17 protein-coding genes are annotated in these 16997 nt (G+C 60.2%); 6 read left to right on the top strand and 11 right to left on the bottom strand.

The annotated features are described in order from the left end of the window. Positions 1-22: 22 nt before the first annotated feature. From cysA to TAN611_RS16800, 7 genes are all read right to left on the bottom strand, one after another. Positions 23-1111, bottom strand: coding sequence for a sulfate/thiosulfate ABC transporter ATP-binding protein CysA (gene cysA, locus TAN611_RS16770; RefSeq protein ID WP_105232056.1), 1089 nt, complete (start codon positions 1109-1111; stop codon positions 23-25). After that, entirely contained in the window at positions 1108-1977 is an 870-nt protein-coding gene (cysW, locus tag TAN611_RS16775) for a sulfate/thiosulfate ABC transporter permease CysW (RefSeq protein WP_105232057.1), read from the bottom strand. The genes cysA and cysW overlap by 4 nt, the downstream gene beginning before the upstream one ends. Beyond that, positions 1977-2816 (bottom strand): sulfate/thiosulfate ABC transporter permease CysT, encoded by an 840-nt coding sequence (gene cysT, locus TAN611_RS16780; RefSeq protein ID WP_105232058.1) that lies wholly within the window; start codon positions 2814-2816, stop codon positions 1977-1979. Before cysT ends, cysW begins: the two co-directional genes overlap by 1 nt. Further along, positions 2816-3838: a sulfate ABC transporter substrate-binding protein gene (locus tag TAN611_RS16785; RefSeq protein WP_203066767.1), complete on the bottom strand. Its 1023-nt coding sequence runs from the start codon at positions 3836-3838 to the stop codon at positions 2816-2818. Before TAN611_RS16785 ends, cysT begins: the two co-directional genes overlap by 1 nt. 205 nt (positions 3839-4043) lie before the next feature. Then, positions 4044-4946 (bottom strand): Dyp-type peroxidase, encoded by a 903-nt coding sequence (locus tag TAN611_RS16790; protein ID WP_105232060.1) that lies wholly within the window; start codon positions 4944-4946, stop codon positions 4044-4046. A 136-nt stretch (positions 4947-5082) separates the two neighbouring features. Beyond that, the gene (locus tag TAN611_RS16795) at positions 5083-5667 is read right to left on the bottom strand and encodes an RpoE-regulated lipoprotein (protein ID WP_105232061.1); all 585 of its coding nucleotides are present in this window, start codon (positions 5665-5667) and stop codon (positions 5083-5085) included. Positions 5668-5819: 152 nt separating this feature from the next. Beyond that, positions 5820-6278 carry a DUF2919 domain-containing protein gene (locus tag TAN611_RS16800; RefSeq protein WP_187044314.1) on the bottom strand — a complete coding sequence of 153 codons (459 nt, stop codon included), beginning with the start codon at positions 6276-6278 and terminating at the stop codon, positions 5820-5822. Positions 6279-6474: 196 nt separating this feature from the next. Here TAN611_RS16800 and TAN611_RS16805 point away from each other — a divergent pair, with 196 nt between their 5' ends. Beyond that, positions 6475-6867 carry a YgiW/YdeI family stress tolerance OB fold protein gene (locus TAN611_RS16805; RefSeq protein WP_105232063.1) on the top strand — a complete coding sequence of 131 codons (393 nt, stop codon included), beginning with the start codon at positions 6475-6477 and terminating at the stop codon, positions 6865-6867. A 37-nt stretch (positions 6868-6904) separates the two neighbouring features. On the opposite strand, the gene TAN611_RS16810 is transcribed toward TAN611_RS16805, so the two are convergent. Beyond that, complete coding sequence (locus tag TAN611_RS16810) at positions 6905-7330, bottom strand: GNAT family acetyltransferase (RefSeq protein WP_105232064.1); 426 nt, start codon at positions 7328-7330, stop codon at positions 6905-6907. Positions 7331-7533: 203 nt separating this feature from the next. Between TAN611_RS16810 and amiA the strand changes: the two genes are divergently transcribed. The 3 genes from amiA (at position 7534) to TAN611_RS16825 (ending at position 9857) form a co-directional block, all read left to right on the top strand. Continuing rightward, a complete protein-coding gene (gene amiA / locus TAN611_RS16815; RefSeq protein WP_187044313.1) occupies positions 7534-8421 on the top strand; it encodes an N-acetylmuramoyl-L-alanine amidase AmiA in 888 nt (295 codons plus the stop codon). Between the two features lie 66 nt (positions 8422-8487). Further along, positions 8488-9408, top strand: a complete 921-nt coding sequence (gene hemF / locus TAN611_RS16820; protein WP_203066768.1) for an oxygen-dependent coproporphyrinogen oxidase — start codon at positions 8488-8490, stop codon at positions 9406-9408. Beyond that, positions 9408-9857, top strand: coding sequence for a YaiI/YqxD family protein (locus TAN611_RS16825; protein WP_105232067.1), 450 nt, complete (start codon positions 9408-9410; stop codon positions 9855-9857). Before hemF ends, TAN611_RS16825 begins: the two co-directional genes overlap by 1 nt. Here the strand turns inward: TAN611_RS16825 and TAN611_RS16830 are convergent. Next, on the bottom strand, positions 9854-10696 hold the full coding sequence (locus TAN611_RS16830) for a ChaN family lipoprotein (protein WP_187044312.1): 843 nt from the start codon (positions 10694-10696) through the stop codon (positions 9854-9856). The genes TAN611_RS16825 and TAN611_RS16830 overlap by 4 nt on opposite strands. A gap of 157 nt (positions 10697-10853) precedes the next feature. Between TAN611_RS16830 and mmuP the strand changes: the two genes are divergently transcribed. Beyond that, entirely contained in the window at positions 10854-12275 is a 1422-nt protein-coding gene (mmuP, locus tag TAN611_RS16835) for an S-methylmethionine permease (RefSeq protein ID WP_203066769.1), read from the top strand. Then, complete coding sequence (mmuM, locus tag TAN611_RS16840) at positions 12265-13206, top strand: homocysteine S-methyltransferase (protein WP_160030371.1); 942 nt, start codon at positions 12265-12267, stop codon at positions 13204-13206. Before mmuP ends, mmuM begins: the two co-directional genes overlap by 11 nt. Before the next feature lie 57 nt (positions 13207-13263). On the opposite strand, the gene maeB is transcribed toward mmuM, so the two are convergent. Further along, a complete protein-coding gene (maeB, locus tag TAN611_RS16845) occupies positions 13264-15543 on the bottom strand; it encodes an NADP-dependent oxaloacetate-decarboxylating malate dehydrogenase (RefSeq protein WP_105232071.1) in 2280 nt (759 codons plus the stop codon). A gap of 404 nt (positions 15544-15947) precedes the next feature. Next, complete coding sequence (locus tag TAN611_RS16850) at positions 15948-16910, bottom strand: sugar-binding transcriptional regulator (RefSeq protein WP_015673306.1); 963 nt, start codon at positions 16908-16910, stop codon at positions 15948-15950. Between the last annotated feature and the right edge of the window lie 87 nt (positions 16911-16997).

Consider the following 16997-nt stretch of genomic DNA (forward strand, 5'->3'; position numbering starts at 1 on the left):
TTCTGATGGGAATTAAAAACTATCAGGCGCTTTTGGCGAGCGCAACCGGTTGTAGCAATTGTTCGCCGGCGTACAGGCGCGCATTCAGGCCGCCGACAAAGTAGCGGCCGCCGCGCACCGGGGTTTCATGGCCTTCCGCCAGCACCACCGTAATCGGCTCCTGATGCCAGCCGAGCGGCTGCACCGTCAACTGCCAGAAATGGCCGCGCGGGCTGACTTCCAGCACCTGGACCGGCAACGGGCAGCGGGCGCTGCTCTCGCTGCTGACTTCCATTTCCCACGGACGCAGGAACAGTTCAACGCTGCCCTGATGCATCGGCTGGAACGCCAGCGGCCATTGGTGCGCGCCGACGAACAGCTGCGAACCACGTATTTCGCCGTTCAGACGGTTCACTTCGCCCATAAACTCCAGCACGAAACGGCTGGCCGGCTCGCGCATAATCTCAACCGGCGAGCCGACCTGTTCAATATTGCCCTGGCTCATCACCACAATGCTGTCCGCCACTTCCATCGCCTCTTCCTGATCGTGGGTGACGAATACGCTGGTGAACTTCAGTTCTTCGTGCAATTGGCGCAGCCAACGGCGCAGCTCTTTGCGCACCTGCGCGTCCAGCGCGCCGAAAGGCTCATCCAGCAGCAGGATCTGCGGCTCTACCGCCAGCGCGCGCGCCAGCGCCACACGCTGCTTCTGCCCGCCAGACAGCTGCGAAGGATAGCGGTTGGCCAGGTGCGCCAACTGCACCATTTCCAGCAGCCGCTCAACTTTCTGTTTGATCGCCTGCGCGTTGGGACGTTCGCGACGCGGCAGCACCGTCAGGCCAAAGGCGATATTATCGAACACCGTCATATGGCGGAACAGCGCATAATGCTGGAACACAAACCCCACGCGGCGATCGCGCGCGTGCATCCGGCTGACGTCGGTGCCGTGGAAGCCCAGCTTGCCGCCGCTCTGGCTTTCCAGCCCGGCGATAATACGCAGCAGGGTGGTTTTGCCGGAGCCGGACGGCCCGAGCAGCGCTACCATCTCGCCGGAAGGAATATCGAGCGAGATGTCGTTCAATACTTTGGTGCGACCGAAATATTTGCTGATGTTGTTAATCTCAATGCTCATTGGTTTTCCTCCCGCTCGCGGCGTACGTTCTGTCGTTCCAGACGCCATTGCAGAGCGCTTTTCAAAAATAGGGTCACTATCGCCATAATGGTCAGCAACGCGGCGGCGGTAAACGAGCCGACGGTGTTGTAATCCTGTTGCAGCAGCTCAACCTGCAGCGGCAGGCTGTAGGTTTCCCCGCGAATTGAGCCGGAAACCACCGATACGGCGCCGAACTCGCCGATGGCGCGGGCGTTGGTCAGCACCACGCCGTACAGCAGCGCCCAGCGAATATTGGGCAGCGTCACCCGGCGGAACATCTGCCAGCCGGAAGCGCCCAGCAAAATGGCGGCTTCATCTTCCTGGCTGCCCTGGCTGAGCATCATCGGCACCAGCTCACGCACCACAAACGGACAGGTGACAAATACCGTCACCAGCACCATACCCGGCCAGGAGAACATCAGCTGGATGTTATGCGCATCCAGCCAGCCGCCCAGCAGGCCGTTGCTGCCGTAAAACAGCAGATAAATCAGGCCCGCCACTACCGGCGACACGGCAAACGGAATGTCGATCAGCGTCAGCAGCAACTGGCGGCCCGGGAAGGTAAAGCGCGTTACCAGCCAGGCCAGCAGAGTGCCGAAAATCAGGTTAACCGGCACGGTGATCAACGCGATCAGCACCGTCAGCCAGATGGCGTGCAGCATGTCCGCATCCATCAGGTTGCGCCACATTTCGCCGCTACCCTTGGAAAAGGCCTCGGCGAAAATGGAAATCATCGGGATCACCAGCAACAGCAGTGAAAACAGCACGCCAATGGCGATCAGCGCCCATTTACCCCAGTTGATGCGCTGCCGCTGAGCGCCATTGAAGGCGGAAATATCAGCCATTAGTGCCCCCCAATACGCTTGCCGAAGCGGCTTTGCAGCAGGTTGATGCTAAATAACAGCAGCAGCGACGCCGCCAGAATCACGGAGGCAATGGCGCTGGCCGCCGGGTAATCAAACTCTTGCAGGCGCACAAAAATCATCAGCGAGGTCACTTCGGTCTTCCAGGCGATGTTGCCGGCGATAAAAATCACGGCGCCGAACTCGCCCAGGCTGCGGGTGAAAGAAATTGCGGTGCCGGCCAGCAGCGCCGGCGACACCTCCGGCAGCACCACACGGCGAAAGCTCTGCCAGCGGGTAGCGCCCAGCGTTTCCGCCGCCTCTTCATACTCCGGCCCCAGCTCTTCCAGCACCGGCTGTACGGTACGCACCACAAACGGCAGGCTGGTAAACGCCATCGCCACCGCAATGCCAATCCAGGTAAAGGTGACTTTGATATCAAAGTGCGCCAACCACTGGCCGTACCAACCGGTGGTGGAAAACAGCCCGGCCAGCGTCAGGCCGGCAACGGCGGTCGGCAGCGCGAACGGCAAATCAATCAGGCCGTCCAGCAGCGAGCGGCCGGGGAACCGGTAGCGGGTCAGGATCCACGCCATCAGCATGCCGAACAGCGCGTTGAACAGGCTGGCCACGCCCGCCGCCAGCAGCGTGACCTTATAGGCTGCCACCACCTGCGGGTTGGAAATCACTTCCCAATACTGCGCCAGCGTCATCTGCGACAACTGCATTACCAGCGCACTCAGCGGCAGCAGCAGAATCAGACAGGTATAAAACAGGCTGCTGCCCAGGCTCAGGCCGAATCCGGGCAGTACGCGTTTACTGGAACGGGTTAACGACAACATTACTTACGCCCTGCTGCTAATAACCGATCCAGCTCGCCGCCGCTGGCGAAGTGGGTTTTCATCACCTGCGGCCAGTCGCCGAACTGATCTTCAACCCGGAACAGTTTGGTCTGCGGGAACTTATCTTTCGCCGCCGCCATCGCCTGCTCATTGTTAACGCGGTAGTAATAGCCGGTGATAATCTGCTGTGCCGCCGGGCTGTACAGGTAGTTCAGGTAAGCCTTCGCCGCCTGTTCGCTGCCGTTACGCTCAACGTTTTTATCCACCCAGGCCACTGGGAACTCGGCCAGAATATCGACCGGCGGTACGATCACCTGGTATTTGTCTTCGCCGTACTGCTTGCGGATGTTGTTCACTTCCGACTCAAAGCTGATCAGCACGTCGCCGAGACCGCGTTCAACAAAGGTCGTGGTTGCACCGCGGCCGCCGGTGTCGAACACCGCCACGTTTTTCAAAAAGCGAGTCATAAAGGCGCGCGTTTTCTCTGCGTCATTGCCGTCGGCCTGACTGGCCGCACCCCAGGCCGCCAGATAGGTGTAGCGGCCGTTGCCCGAAGTTTTAGGGTTCGGGAACACCAGCTTCACATCGTCACGCACCAGATCGCTCCAGTCGTGAATGCCTTTCGGGTTGTCCTTGCGCACCAGGAACGCCATGGTGGAATAAAATGGCGAGCTGTTGTTCGGCAGGCGCGTCTGCCAGTCGGCGGCGATCAGCTTGCCGCGATCGTGCAGAATCTGTACGTCGGTGACCTGGTTGTAAGTCACTACGTCGGCGCGCAGCCCTTGCAGAATCGCCAGCGCCTGCTTGGAAGAGCCGGCGTGCGATTGTTTGATGGTCAGCTTGTCATCCGGATGCTGCTGGTTCCACTGCTGGATAAAGCCCGGATTCAGCGCGGTAAACAGTTCGCGGGAAACATCATAGGAACTGTTTAATAATTCGGTAGCCGAAACGGTGCCGCTGACCAGCAACGCCGCTGCCAGCCACCCTTTCAGCATCATATGTTTAACCCGCGTCTGTTTCATTTTGCACCTTAATTACTCGATCAATCTGTCGGGTAGCATCCCCGTGCGATCAGTGTATTTATAACTCGGTGCAGATCTGTAACGCTTTTATATACCGTTTGGTGATTTGCAAGCATCAAATGCTATAAGGCAAGAGCGGAGCGGCATGGGGGGGCGGGGCTAAAGAGAGGTAACGGGGCCGGCGCTGCGGCCCCGCGGCGGCGCGTTACAGCGCCAGCAAACGCGTCAGCGACGGTGCAAAGTAATAGCTGCCGCTCACCGCGCGGGTGAAACGCAGCATGGCGTCATGCTTGCCGTCCGTCTCGCCGAACATGCTCAGCAGCTGCTGTTCGATATTATGTAAACGCGCGCAGTAGGCGATAAAGAACAGACCGTGTTTACCGCTGGCAGTGCCGTAAGGCAGGCTCTGGCGCAGAATTTTCAGCCCTTTGCCGTCCTCTTTCAGATCGACGCGGCTCACGTGAGAAGTGTTCGGCCGCGCCTCAGGCGGCAGCTCTTCGCTGTCTTGCTTGGTACGGCCGATAATCTGTTCCTGTTGCTCGGTGCTAAAGCGTGACCACTGGCGCAGGTTATGCTCATAGCGCTGTACGAACACGTAGCTGCCGCCGGCGTCCTGCGCGTCGTCTTCACCAATCACCGCCACCTCCGCGCGCTGCTCGCCCTGCGGGTTTTCGGTGCCGTCGATAAAGCCGCTCAGGTCACGCTCCTCCACCCAGCGGAAGCCGTGGGTCTCTTCTTCCACCTTGATGGTGTTGCCGAAGGCCGCCAGCGCCGCCTGAGCCAGGGAAAAGTTAACATCATGACGTAAAGACTGGATATGAATCAGCAGATCGCGCTGCGTTGCCGGCGCCAGACCTTTGCCAAGCGGCGTGAACGGCTTGAGTTCTGACGCGCCCTGACCGTTGGAAAGATCGTGCCAGACGTCGTAACCAAAGGCGACCACCGCCCCCAGTTTGGCGTCAGGGAATTGTTGCTGCAGTTCGCTCAACGTCTGGCAAAACTGCTTGCAGCCCTGACGCAGATCGGCAAACTCCCCCTGAACCATGGCTTCCATAAAAATGGCGAAACGGCAGTGCTCCAGCAGAATACCGCTCTGAACCTGTGTCATGTAGTTACCTCGTTCCTTATTCGCTCACCGCACAGGCGCTGCCCGCGGCGGTTAAAACCAGCCATAATCATACCGCAAGCCGGCAAGATTACCTTGCCTGAACGCAAAGAAAATCGCTCATTCCGCCGCAGAATATTTACTGCGGTTTGGCATGCCAGACAATTTTGCTGACCGTCCAGCTCTGCAGCGTATCATCCGGCGGCATAATATCTTTCGGCCCGGCCCACTGGCCGCTGAACAGATAGGTGACGTAGCGGCTCTGGCCGGCGACGCACTCCACCTTGCCGACGTCTTCGCCCTCGCCCGGCTTACAGGCGCCGAAGGCCTTGCTGTACAGCTCGCTGAACGGCGTGCCGAGCTTGCTGCCCCACGCGGTCACCACGTCCTGATCCATCACGTCGACCCGCTGCACGCTGCCTTTCGGCTCGCCGCTGATCACCAGCTTGATGTCATCGCCGTCCATCGCCTGATAAAAGGCGACGATCTGGCCGTTATTAGTGCCCATGCCGCTGCGCAGGCGATAATTGCCGTCCAGGCCCTCGTCGATCGCGTGCTCCAGCATTGGCGTGCCGCCGTTAATGCCGCCGACGCCCTTGCCGCTGACTTCCAGACTGCTGCCGAACCAGTTGAACGGCGACAGGCTCGACCAGGAAAAATTGGACATCGTCGAACAGCCGGTCAGCAACAGCGGCAGCCCTAACAACAGCGGGCGAATATTCATTTCGTAGCTCCTTAACATCGGTCGCGAAGGCGCACAGCGCCTCCGGGGTTTATCGCGTTATCTGAACGCCAGCCTCTCACAATGGCTGGCGCTTCACCATCGGTTGCCTGCTTGGAGTGCAGAAAATGCGAAAAGTGCCGCAAACTGATGCGCTACAGCTGCGCGGAATCCGAGAAACAGGCGCGGACGCGACGATTAAACAGAAGATAGCCCAGCGCCAGCGCATCCAGCAGCGCCAGCACCCCGTCAAGCAGCGGCGCGCCGTCTTCCTGCCGCCATACGCCCGCCAGCGAACCGCCCAGCGCCGCCAGCAGCGAAAACAGCAGTACCCAACGCCAGGCGCGCCACAGACGCGGCCATTGCGCCCGGCGTCCGCTGAGCAAAAACGCCAGCGCCGCCGGCAGGCCTAGCGCGATACCGTACCAAAAACGCTGGGTATCCGGGTAAAACAGCGCCAGCATGCTTTCCCCCTGCTGGCGAGAGGCGCCGGCCATCACAAACAGCAGCCAGGTGCGCGCCTGCAAAATTAATACGCCCCAAAACCACAGCGGCAGGCGCAATACGCCGTGGCTGTCGTAATCATCCGGGGAAAAGACGGGTGAAGGCTTCACGGCCGTTTCCTTATTATCCGTTATCGTGCAGACACAGATGGGAGCCCGCACCGGAAATTTCAATCCTGCCCGGCATAAATTCCTGCGCTGGCTTAAGAACCTCTTAAGATTGATGTGCTTTACTTATCGCTATCAACTGAGCGACGCCGCATCCCGGCGCGCAAGATTCACTGCAAAACGAAAAGGAAGCTTAACGATGAAAAAACTGACTCTGGCAGCATTAATCGCTCTGTGCAGCACCCCGGTTCTGGCGCAACAGGGCGGTTTCAACGGCCCTGGTTCACAGAACGTTCAGCAGACTCAGCAGGGCGGCTTTTCCGGCCCCAGCGCCTCGCTGACCACGGTCGATAAGGTGAAATCGATGAGCGACGACGCCTGGGTGATGCTACAAGGCAATATTGAACAGCGCGTCGGCGACGATACTTATACCTTCCGCGACGCCACCGGCACGCTGACGGTGGAAATTGACCACAAACGCTGGAACGGCCAGACCATCACGCCGAAAGACAAGGTGCAGTTGGAAGGTAAAGTCGATAAAGACTGGAGCAACCTGGAACTGGATGTGAAAAACATCAAGAAAATCCAGTAACCGCTGACGGGGCGGCCGGCAGGGCCGCCCTCTCGGTTCAGTATTCCTGATCCTCGATTAACCGTTTCCCCAGGCTGGTAATGCCCTGGATCTCATAGCCGAGTTTTTCATACATTTCGACCACGGTGTCGTTATCTTCGCGCACCATCAGATTGATTTTCGGACAGCCGCGCGCCATCAGCTTCTTCTCCAGCCGGTTAATCAGCGCGTTGGCGATACCGCGACCGCGATAATCCGGATGTACGCCAAGATAGTACGCCGAACCGCGGTGGCCGTCATAACCGCCCATCACCGATCCCACCACCTCGCCGCCAACCTCTGCCACCAGGAATAGATCGGCATCGTGATGCAGTTTACGTTCAATATCCATTTCCGGATCGTTCCACGGGCGCAACAGATCGCACCTTTCCCAGAGCGTGATGACCTCTTCAAAGTCGTCTTGCCGAAATACGCGAATTTCCATCGTTGTTCGCCGCTGTTCATGAGTTATTTCTCTGATTATATCCCAAATCAGCGGCGTTGCCGCAAGGACGCTGAAAGAGAAGGTCTTTTTCCGCTATCGGAAACGGTAACCATGTTAATAAATGGAAATAGTTATCACCTCGATCGACACCGTTCAATACGATATAACATTGCAAACGGTTTGCAGCGACGGAGCACAACGGCATGAAAAAACAGGCAAAATCTTTTCTTAACTTCACCCCGCTGAACACCTCCTCCTCACGTCGCCACCTGTTGCTGTCGGGCCTGGCGTTTGCCCTGCTCGGCGGCAAAGCCGGCGCGGCGCAGGCGCGGGAGTCCGGCGGCATGCTGCGCAGCGCACACGCCAAACCGGCCGCCAAGCCGGCGGGCGCCAAACGGCTGGTGATGCTCGACCCCGGTCATGGCGGCATCGACTCCGGCGCGGTAGGTCACGAAGGGTCGCAGGAAAAACACGTGGTGCTGGAAATTGCCAATCACGTGCGCCGCTTTCTGCACCAGCACGATCACGTCGAGGCGCGGCTGACGCGTGAAGAAGACCACTTTATTCCGCTGTTCCAGCGGGTGGAAATCGCCCATCAGCATCAGGCCGATCTGTTTATTTCCATCCACGCCGATGGCTTCACCAATCCGTCGGCCTCCGGCGCATCGGTCTTCGCCCTGTCCAACCGCGGCGCCAGCAGCGCCATGGCGCGCTATCTGTCAAAACGTGAAAATGCCGCCGATGAGGTTGCCGGCGCCAAATACAAACAGCAGGATAATTATCTGCAGCAGGCGCTGTTCGATCTGGTGCAGACCAATACTATCAACAACAGCCTGACCCTCGGCCGCCACGTGCTGGGGCAGATCCGTCCGGTGCACCATCTGCACAGCCAAAGCACCGAGCAGGCGGCGTTTGCGGTACTGAAATCCCCTTCCATTCCGTCGGTGCTGGTGGAGACCTCGTTTATCACCAATCCGCATGAAGAGCAGTTGCTCGGCACCACCGCCTTTCGCGAAAAAATCGCCCGCGCAATCGCCGACGGCATCCTTGCCTTCTTCCATGAGGCCGATCGCCGCCGGCGTACGGCCTGATCGCCCCGGACGGGCTTTTGGGTATATACTTGTCGGCTGATTAAGACTGACGTTGCGAAATACCCTATGAGTTCACCCGATATCGCTGAAGTAAAATCCTTCCTGCTGGCGCTGCAAGACCGCATCTGCGAGCAACTGGCGCTGGCCGACGGCGGCGGCGCCTTTGTCGAAGACAACTGGACGCGCGCAGAAGGCGGCGGCGGCCGCAGCCGGGTGCTGACCGAAGGCGCGGTATTCGAACAGGCCGGGGTCAACTTTTCGCACGTCTCCGGCGCCATGCTGCCGGCTTCCGCCACCGCGCACCGGCCCGAGCTGGCGGGCCGCAGTTTTCAGGCGATGGGCGTCTCCCTGGTGATCCACCCGCTGAATCCTTATATCCCCACCAGCCACGCCAACGTGCGCTTCTTTATCGCCGAAAAGCCGGGCGAAGCGCCGGTATGGTGGTTCGGCGGCGGTTTCGATTTAACCCCCTATTACGGCTTCAAAGAGGACGCGGTGCACTGGCACCGTACCGCCCAGCAGCTGTGTGCGCCGTTCGGCGACGAGGTCTATCCCCGCTATAAGAAGTGGTGCGACGACTATTTCTTTATCAAACACCGCAATGAAGCGCGCGGCATCGGCGGGCTGTTCTTCGACGATCTGAACAGCCCGGACTTTGAGCACTGCTTTGCCTTTACCCGCGCGGTCGGCAACGGTTTCCTTGATGCCTATCTGCCAATCGTGGCGAAGCGCAAAACCCTGAGCTGGGGCGAGAAAGAGCGTGCGTTTCAGCTGTACCGCCGCGGCCGCTACGTCGAGTTCAATCTGGTGTGGGATCGCGGCACGCTGTTCGGCCTGCAGACCGGCGGGCGCACCGAGTCGATCCTGATGTCGATGCCGCCGCTGGTACGCTGGGAATACGGCTACCAGCCGGAAGAAGGCAGCCCGGAAGCGCTGCTGTACCGCGATTTCCTGCCGGTGCGCGACTGGCTGCAGGAGGAAGCGTAATGCAGATCTGGGTTGATGCGGACGCCTGTCCGAACGTGATTAAAGAGGTGCTGTACCGCGCCGCCGATCGCACCGCCACGCTGGTGACGCTGGTGGCCAATCAGCCGTTGCGCACGCCGCCGTCAAAGTATTTGCGCACGCTGCAGGTGGCAGCCGGTTTCGACGTGGCGGACAATGAGATCGTCCGCCGCTGCGAAGCGGGCGATCTGGTGATCACCGCCGATATTCCGCTGGCGGCGGAGGTAATAGAAAAAGGCGCGGCGGCGCTGAATCCGCGCGGCGAACGCTATACGCCGGCAACCATTCGCGAACGGCTCAACATGCGCGATTTTATGGATACGCTGCGCGCCAGCGGCATTCAGACCGGCGGCCCGAACGCCCTGAACCAGCGCGACCGTCAGCAGTTCGCCAACGAACTGGATAAATGGCTGCAGCAGAGCAAACGCTAATCCGTCGCCGGCGTCGCCCACAGATAGTCGGCCTGCTCCTTACCCACTTCGCTCCCCTGTTCCACCAGCATCAACACCGCCGGCTGCACGGCCGGCTGTAAATCCTGCATATGCAGCGGCACGCCCACCAACCGGGAGGCGTGATAACCGCCGGCGATCAGCAGGCTCGGCGTCGGCGCCGCCAGCAGCCGCTGCGCCATCCGGCGATCGCGCTGCTGTTGAATCGCAACCATCGCCGCCAGCTGCTGCTGCTCAATCTGGCCGCCGTGTGCCGCACGAATGGTCTCTGCCAGCCCCTGTCGCACCGCGGCGCGGGTGGACTGCCTGCCCGGCGGCAGCTGCGGCCGTTGATAAATCGCCATAATCTCGCTGCGATCCAGATTGGCCGACCACAGCGGATACGGCGCCGCCAGCGCGGCAGTCACCAGATCGCCATACTGCGCCCACGGCCAGCTCTGCCGCCAGCCCAGTTCTGCCGGCAGTTCGCCCGGTGCGACCCGTTCGCCACGCCGCAGGCGCGCCTGCAGCGCATCAACCTGCGCCTGCCGATCGGGGTTGATCATCTCCAGCAGCACGCTGCCCTGCGGGCGCTGCTGCGGCAACTGCTGCAGCAGCCACAGCTCCGCACGATGATGGTAGGCGTTGTCGTGTTTTTCGCCGACGATCAGCCGCGGCGCCGCCGCCAGCCGCACCAACAGCTGTGACGGCGTCAGCGTTTCACCGCTGCGCAAATCGGTGATGGTTCCCGGCGGCGGCGCAACCGGCTCAGCGCGCTGAGCAGCAGGAAAATGCGCACAGGCGCTAAGCGCCAGCGCCGCGATGAAAACCAAAAATTTCATAATGTTGCCCCTCAGCCGATGGTGCGCCCATTATAGATAACAATTATCATTTCCAAATAACAAATTAGCGTCAAACCGCTTTGCGCATTGATTTCGCCGCACGGAGCAGGTATAACGATTAGCCATTTAGATATTTAGACGTCTATACGGACAACAAATGCAAACATCTTCTGTCACCCATGAAGGGCAGTTCAAACGCAGTATGAAGGCCCGCCATCTGGTGATGCTTTCCCTCGGCGGGGTTATCGGCACCGGCCTGTTCTTCAACACCGGCTATATTATCGCCACCACCGGCGCGCTCGGCACGCTGCTGGCCTATCTGATCGGCGCCCTGGTGGTCTATCTGGTGATGCTGTGCCTGGGCGAACTCTCCGTCGCCATGCCGGAAACCGGCGCGTTTCACGTTTACGCGTCGCGCTATCTCGGGCCGGCGACCGGCTACACCGTCGCCTGGCTGTACTGGCTGACCTGGACGGTGGCGCTCGGCTCCAGCCTGACCGCCGCCGGTTTCTGTATGCAGTACTGGTTCCCCCAGTCGCCGGTGTGGCTGTGGTGCCTGGTTTTCTGCGCGGCAATCTTCCTGCTGAACGTGGTCACCACCCGCTTTTTCGCCGAAAGCGAATTCTGGTTTTCGCTGATCAAGGTCGTCACCATTCTGGCGTTTATCATTCTGGGCGGCGCGGCGCTGTTCGGCATTATTCCGATGAAGGACGGCACGCCGGCGCCGTTCCTGCATAACCTGACCGCCTCCGGCTGGCTGCCGAACGGTACGCTGCCGATTCTGATGACCATGGTGGCGGTGAACTTCGCCTTTTCCGGCACGGAGCTGATCGGCATTGCCGCCGGAGAAACCGAAAACCCGGAAAAAGTGCTGCCCTGGGCGATTCGCACCACGGTGATCCGCCTGATGGTGTTCTTTATCGGCACCGTGTTCGTACTGGCGGCCCTGCTGCCGATGGAACAGGCCGGTGTGGTGAAAAGCCCGTTTGTGCTGGTGTTCGAGCGCATCGGCGTGCCCTATGCCGCCGATATCTTCAACTTCGTGATCCTGACCGCCATTCTGTCGGCCGCCAATTCTGGACTGTACGCCTCTGGCCGCATGCTGTGGTCGCTGGCTAATCAGCGCACGCTGCCGGCCTATTTCGCCCGGGTTAACCGTCGCGGCATTCCGTTTAACGCCCTGACCTTCAGTATGCTCGGCGGCGTGCTGGCGCTGCTGACCAGTGTGATTGCGCCGGATACGGTCTTTGTGGCGCTGTCGGCGATTTCCGGCTTTGCCGTGGTGGCGGTATGGCTGAGCATCTGCGCGGCCCACTATGCGTTTCGCCGCAGCTATCTGCGCAGCGGCCAGCCGCTGAGCGGCCTCAAATTCCGCGCGCCCGCCTACCCGCTGACGCCGATCGCCGGCTTCTCGCTCTGCCTGCTGGCCTGTATCGGCCTGGCCTTCGACGCCGAACAGCGTATTGCGCTCTATTGCGGCCTGCCGTTTGTCGCGCTGTGCTACGCCGCCTACTACTTCAGCCACGGCGCGGGCAAAAAAACCACCGAACTCAATGCAGGAGAAAAACATGTCGGTTAATAATCCTCTGGCCCCGCTGCTGGCCGACGGACGCTCGTTGATTCTCGACGGCGCGCTGGCCACCGAGCTGGAGGCGCGCGGCTGCGATCTGAGCGATCCGCTCTGGTCCGCCAAGGTGCTGCTGGAAAACCCCACGCTTATCTATCAGGTGCATCTGGATTATTTCCGCGCCGGCGCGCAGTGCGCCATCACCGCCAGCTACCAGGCCACGCCGCAGGGCTTTCTGCGCCGCGACCTGGATGAAAAACAGGCGTTGGCGCTGATTGCCAAAAGCGTGCAGCTGGCGCAGCAGGCGCGTACGGATTATCTGGCGCAGCAGCCGCAGGAAGCGCCGCTGCTGGTGGCCGGCTCCGTCGGCCCTTACGGCGCGTTTCTGGCCGACGGTTCCGAATACCGGGGTGATTATCACTTGCCGCAGGCAGAAATGATCGCCTTCCACCGCCCGCGCATCGACGCGCTGGCCGCCGCCGGCGTCGATCTGCTGGCCTGCGAAACCCTGCCCTCGTTCGCCGAGCTGCAGGCGCTGCTGACGCTGCTGGCGGACTACCCGACGCTGGGCGCCTGGTTCTCCTTTACGCTGCGCGACAGCGAGCACCTGAGCGACGGCACGCCGCTTGCCGAGGTCGCTGCCCTGCTGAACAACAGCCCGCAGGCGCTGGCCGTCGGCGTTAACTGCATCGCGCTGGAACAGGTTACCCCGGCGCTGCGCACGCTGGCCGCCCTGACCACGCTGCCGCTGCTGGCGTATCCGAACTCCGGCGAACACTACGACGCGGTCAGCAAAACCTGGCACGCCTGCGGCGGTGAGCACGGCAGCCTGGGCAGCCAGGCGGACGCCTGGCGGCAGAGCGGCGCGCGCCTGATCGGCGGCTGCTGCCGAACCACGCCGCAGGATATCCGCGCTATTGCCGGACAGCTCGCCGGACGCTAAACGAAAAAAGGGCGCAGCAAATGCTGCGCCCTTCTCATATACGCCACCGTGCGACGATTACAGCGGCGCGGTCTGTGCCTCAACCACCGCCAGCGCCACCATATTGACGATGCGTCGCACCGAGGCGATCGGCGTCAGGATATGCACCGGCTTCGACACCCCCATCAATACCGGCCCGACGGTCACCCCTTCCGAGGAAGAGACGCGCAGCAGGTTATAGCTGATACGCGCTGCCTCCATGTTCGGCATGATCAGCAGGTTGGCCGAGCCTTTCAGCGGGCTGTCCGGCATCAGATCGTGACGAATGCTTTCCACCAGCGCGGCGTCGCCGTGCATTTCGCCGTCAATTTCCAACTCCGGCGCCATGCTGTTGACCAGCTCCAGCGTTTTACGCATTTTGCGCGCCGCCGGGCAGTCGGAAGAGCCGAAGCTGGAGTGCGACAGCAGCGCAACCTTCGGCTCAATACCAAAGCGCCGCACGGTTTCCGCCGCCATCAGGGTAATTTCCGCCAGCTGTTCCGGCGTCGGGTCGTCGTTGACATAGGTATCGGCGATAAAGGTGTTGCCGCTTGGCAGCAGCAAGGCATTCATCGCCCCGGCGACGTGCGTTCCTTCGCGGAAACCGAACACGTTTTTCACTACCTCGTAGTGCTCATGGTAGCTGCCGATGGTGCCGCAAATCATCGCGTCGGCCTCGCCGCGGTGCAGCATAATGGCGGCAATCAGCGACGGGTTGCCGATCACCGCACGGCGTGCCTGCTCCTGCGAGACGCCGCGGCGCTTCATGATCTGGTAATACTCGCCCCAGTATTCTTTAAAGCGCGGATCGGATTCGTTATTCACCACTTCGAAGTCTTTGCCCGGCGTCATCTGCAGGCCCAGCTTCTTCAGGCGCATCTCAATCACGCTCGGACGCCCCACCAGAATCGGGAACGCCAGTCCCTGCGACACCAGTTCCTGCGTGGCATGCAGCACCCGCTCTTCTTCGCCTTCGGCCAGCACCACGCGCTTCATCTCTTTGCGCGCCTGGGCGAAAATAGGCTTCATAAACAGGTTGGTTTTGTAAACGAACTCGGTCAGTTTCTCCACGTAGGCGTCGAAGTCTTCAATCGGCCGCATCGCCACGCCGGAATCCATCGCCGCCTTGGCCACCGCCGGCGCGATCTTGACGATCAGGCGCGGGTCAAACGGCTTGGGAATAATGTAGTCCGGGCCGAATGACAGATCCTGATCGTCATAGGCGGAAGCCACCACGTCGCTCTGCTCCGCCAGCGCCAGATCGGCAATCGCGTGTACGCAGGCCAGCTTCATCTCTTCGTTGATGGTGGTGGCGCCGACGTCCAGCGCGCCGCGGAAAATAAACGGGAAGCACAGTACGTTGTTGACCTGGTTCGGGTAGTCGGAACGACCGGTACAGATAATCGCGTCCGGGCGCACTTCCTTCGCCAGCGGCGGCAGAATTTCCGGTTCCGGGTTGGCCAGCGCCATGATCAGCGGATCCCGCGCCATGGTTTTCACCATCTCCTGCGTCAGGACACCCGGGCCGGAGCAGCCAAGGAAGATATCAGCGTTCGGAATCGCGTCGGCCAGCGTGCGCTGCCCGTTGTCCGCGATCGCATAGGCGGCCTTGGTTTCTTCCATTTTCTCGTCACGGCCTTTGTAGATCACCCCTTTGGAGTCACACACCGTGATGTTCTGCGGATGCAGCCCCAGCGCCACCAGCAGGTTAAGGCAGGCGATCGACGCCGCGCCGGCGCCGGACACCACCAGACGCACGTCGGAGATATTTTTCTTCACCACCCGCAGGCCGTTCAGCACCGCCGCCGTGGTGATGATCGCCGTGCCGTGCTGGTCATCGTGGAACACCGGAATTTTCATCCGCTCGCGCAGTTTCTTCTCGATATAGAAACACTCCGGCGCCTTGATATCCTCCAGGTTGATGCCGCCAAAGGTCGGCTCCAGCGCGGCGATTACGTCAATCAGCTTATCCGGGTCATTCTCATCCACTTCAATATCGAACACGTCGATGCCGGAAAACTTCTTGAACAGTACGCCCTTGCCTTCCATCACCGGCTTGCCGGCCAGCGCGCCGATATTGCCCAGCCCCAGCACCGCGGTGCCGTTGGAGATCACCGCCACCAGGTTGCCGCGGGCGGTATATTTGTAGGCCGCCAGCGGATCTTCGGCGATCTCCAGGCAAGGCGCAGCCACGCCCGGCGAGTAGGCCAGCGCCAGATCGCGCTGGGTAGCCAGCGGTTTGGTCGGGGAAACCTGGATTTTCCCTGGAACAGGATACTGATGGAAATCAAGGGCACTCTGTTTGAGCTGTTCGTCCATTATAGGGTCCTTTGTTTTTTACTTTTATCTGAGGTAAGGCTGTTTTGTTACACCAGTATAGTGAGAGAATCGCCGCAAACTTTGAAGCCTGCCATAACCCTGCGCGAAACTTTCAGATACCTGAAATAATTGAAGTTGCGGCAGTGCGAAGCCACATCCAGACGCTGCGACCGCCGGTTCAGGACAACTTCATGTATGAAAGGTATACATTAGGTTAAAAACAAGTAACACAGAATGAACAAGAAAAAAACCGCCGTCCCGGAGGCCCAACCAGCCCGGCGTCGATAGCGCCAACGCGTTTTATCCGGCGATTGACGCTGGCCTGAGCAATTAAGCGATAAATTGACGCCCAAGGGCCAGGCAGCGCTGACCCTTGGTTATTGCGAATAGGAGAGGATTGCCGCCTACTGCGACATATTCAGCAGGGTGCGGATATTCAGCGCGCTGGTGGCGATAATATCAATCGCGCCGGTGCGCAGCGCGCCGAGGATCGCCAGCGCCTTGGTGTTTTCCGACGCGATGGCGATGACGCAGGGAATTTTACGCAGCTCGTCGATGCTCAGCCCGATCACCCGATCGTTCATCACCGTATCCACATGCTGCCCCTGGGCGTTGAAAAAATCATAGCCGGCGATATCGCCGATCACGCCCTGATTCAGGCTGGCGTCGATAATCTCATGCGGCGTAAACCAGCCCAGTTTGACCATATAGCTGTTTTCGTTCATATCACCGATGCCCACCAGCGCCACATCGGCCTTGCGCGCCCGGTCCAGCGTCTCTTTGATGGTGCCGTTTTGCATAAAAGCCTGCTTCAGCGCGCGGTTCTCCACGTAGGCCGGCGCGTACAGCGTCTCACTGCTGCCGCCGAACTTTTTCGCCAGCCGGCGACTGATGTGGTCGGCGTTAATCGCATCGCCGGGCCGGTGGGTGCCGCCGATGCCGCTGATAAACCTGCAGTTGCGCTCCGGCACGCTGCCGACGTGATCGGCAATCGCCGCCACGTTGCGCCCCTGCCCGACCGCCAGCACCATATCATCCTTCAGCGACATCGACAGATAATTGGACACCAGCGCCGCCACCTGCCGCCGCTGTTCATCTTCATCCTGATGGTCGAGGGCGATCAGCGCGCGGCTGATGGGAAACCGCTCCAGCATCTGCTGTTCCAGCCGGGTGCTGAACACCGGGTGATAACGCACGGTAATCTCAACGATGCCCTCTTCTTTCGCGCGCTTGAGCAGACGCCCCACTTTAATGCGCGAGATGCCGAATTTTTTTGCAATCTCTTCCTGGGTGATTTCGTCCTGATAATACGCAACGGCAATTTCAGTCAGTAGTTCGTTATCCTGGGACACTGTTTGTTTTTCCATCCGCTACACGATTCCCCACGGCAGGTTTGGCCGGTTATCGACGGCAATGGGTTCAGAGGCTCTGAACCCATTGTGCGATAAAACTTA

Source organism: Serratia sp. Tan611 (assembly GCF_905188235.1).
Taxonomy (GTDB): domain Bacteria; phylum Pseudomonadota; class Gammaproteobacteria; order Enterobacterales; family Enterobacteriaceae; genus Serratia_B; species Serratia_B rhizosphaerae.

Excerpts from the sequence above, each read along its gene's own strand:
- TAN611_RS16825 (WP_105232067.1), top strand. The coding sequence starts at position 9,408 with ATGCAGATCTGGGTTGATGCGGACGCCTGTCCGAACGTGATTAAAGAG.
- TAN611_RS16810 (WP_105232064.1), bottom strand. The coding sequence starts at position 7,330 with ATGGAAATTCGCGTATTTCGGCAAGACGACTTTGAAGAGGTCATCACG.
- TAN611_RS16850 (WP_015673306.1), bottom strand. The coding sequence starts at position 16,910 with ATGGAAAAACAAACAGTGTCCCAGGATAACGAACTACTGACTGAAATT.
- mmuM (WP_160030371.1), top strand. The coding sequence starts at position 12,265 with ATGTCGGTTAATAATCCTCTGGCCCCGCTGCTGGCCGACGGACGCTCG.
- hemF (WP_203066768.1), top strand. The coding sequence starts at position 8,488 with ATGAGTTCACCCGATATCGCTGAAGTAAAATCCTTCCTGCTGGCGCTG.
- TAN611_RS16795 (WP_105232061.1), bottom strand. The coding sequence starts at position 5,667 with ATGAATATTCGCCCGCTGTTGTTAGGGCTGCCGCTGTTGCTGACCGGC.
- cysA (WP_105232056.1), bottom strand. The coding sequence starts at position 1,111 with ATGAGCATTGAGATTAACAACATCAGCAAATATTTCGGTCGCACCAAA.
- cysT (WP_105232058.1), bottom strand. The coding sequence starts at position 2,816 with ATGTTGTCGTTAACCCGTTCCAGTAAACGCGTACTGCCCGGATTCGGC.
- amiA (WP_187044313.1), top strand. The coding sequence starts at position 7,534 with ATGAAAAAACAGGCAAAATCTTTTCTTAACTTCACCCCGCTGAACACC.
- TAN611_RS16785 (WP_203066767.1), bottom strand. The coding sequence starts at position 3,838 with ATGAAACAGACGCGGGTTAAACATATGATGCTGAAAGGGTGGCTGGCA.
- mmuP (WP_203066769.1), top strand. The coding sequence starts at position 10,854 with ATGCAAACATCTTCTGTCACCCATGAAGGGCAGTTCAAACGCAGTATG.
- TAN611_RS16805 (WP_105232063.1), top strand. The coding sequence starts at position 6,475 with ATGAAAAAACTGACTCTGGCAGCATTAATCGCTCTGTGCAGCACCCCG.
- TAN611_RS16790 (WP_105232060.1), bottom strand. The coding sequence starts at position 4,946 with ATGACACAGGTTCAGAGCGGTATTCTGCTGGAGCACTGCCGTTTCGCC.
- maeB (WP_105232071.1), bottom strand. The coding sequence starts at position 15,543 with ATGGACGAACAGCTCAAACAGAGTGCCCTTGATTTCCATCAGTATCCT.
- TAN611_RS16830 (WP_187044312.1), bottom strand. The coding sequence starts at position 10,696 with ATGAAATTTTTGGTTTTCATCGCGGCGCTGGCGCTTAGCGCCTGTGCG.
- cysW (WP_105232057.1), bottom strand. The coding sequence starts at position 1,977 with ATGGCTGATATTTCCGCCTTCAATGGCGCTCAGCGGCAGCGCATCAAC.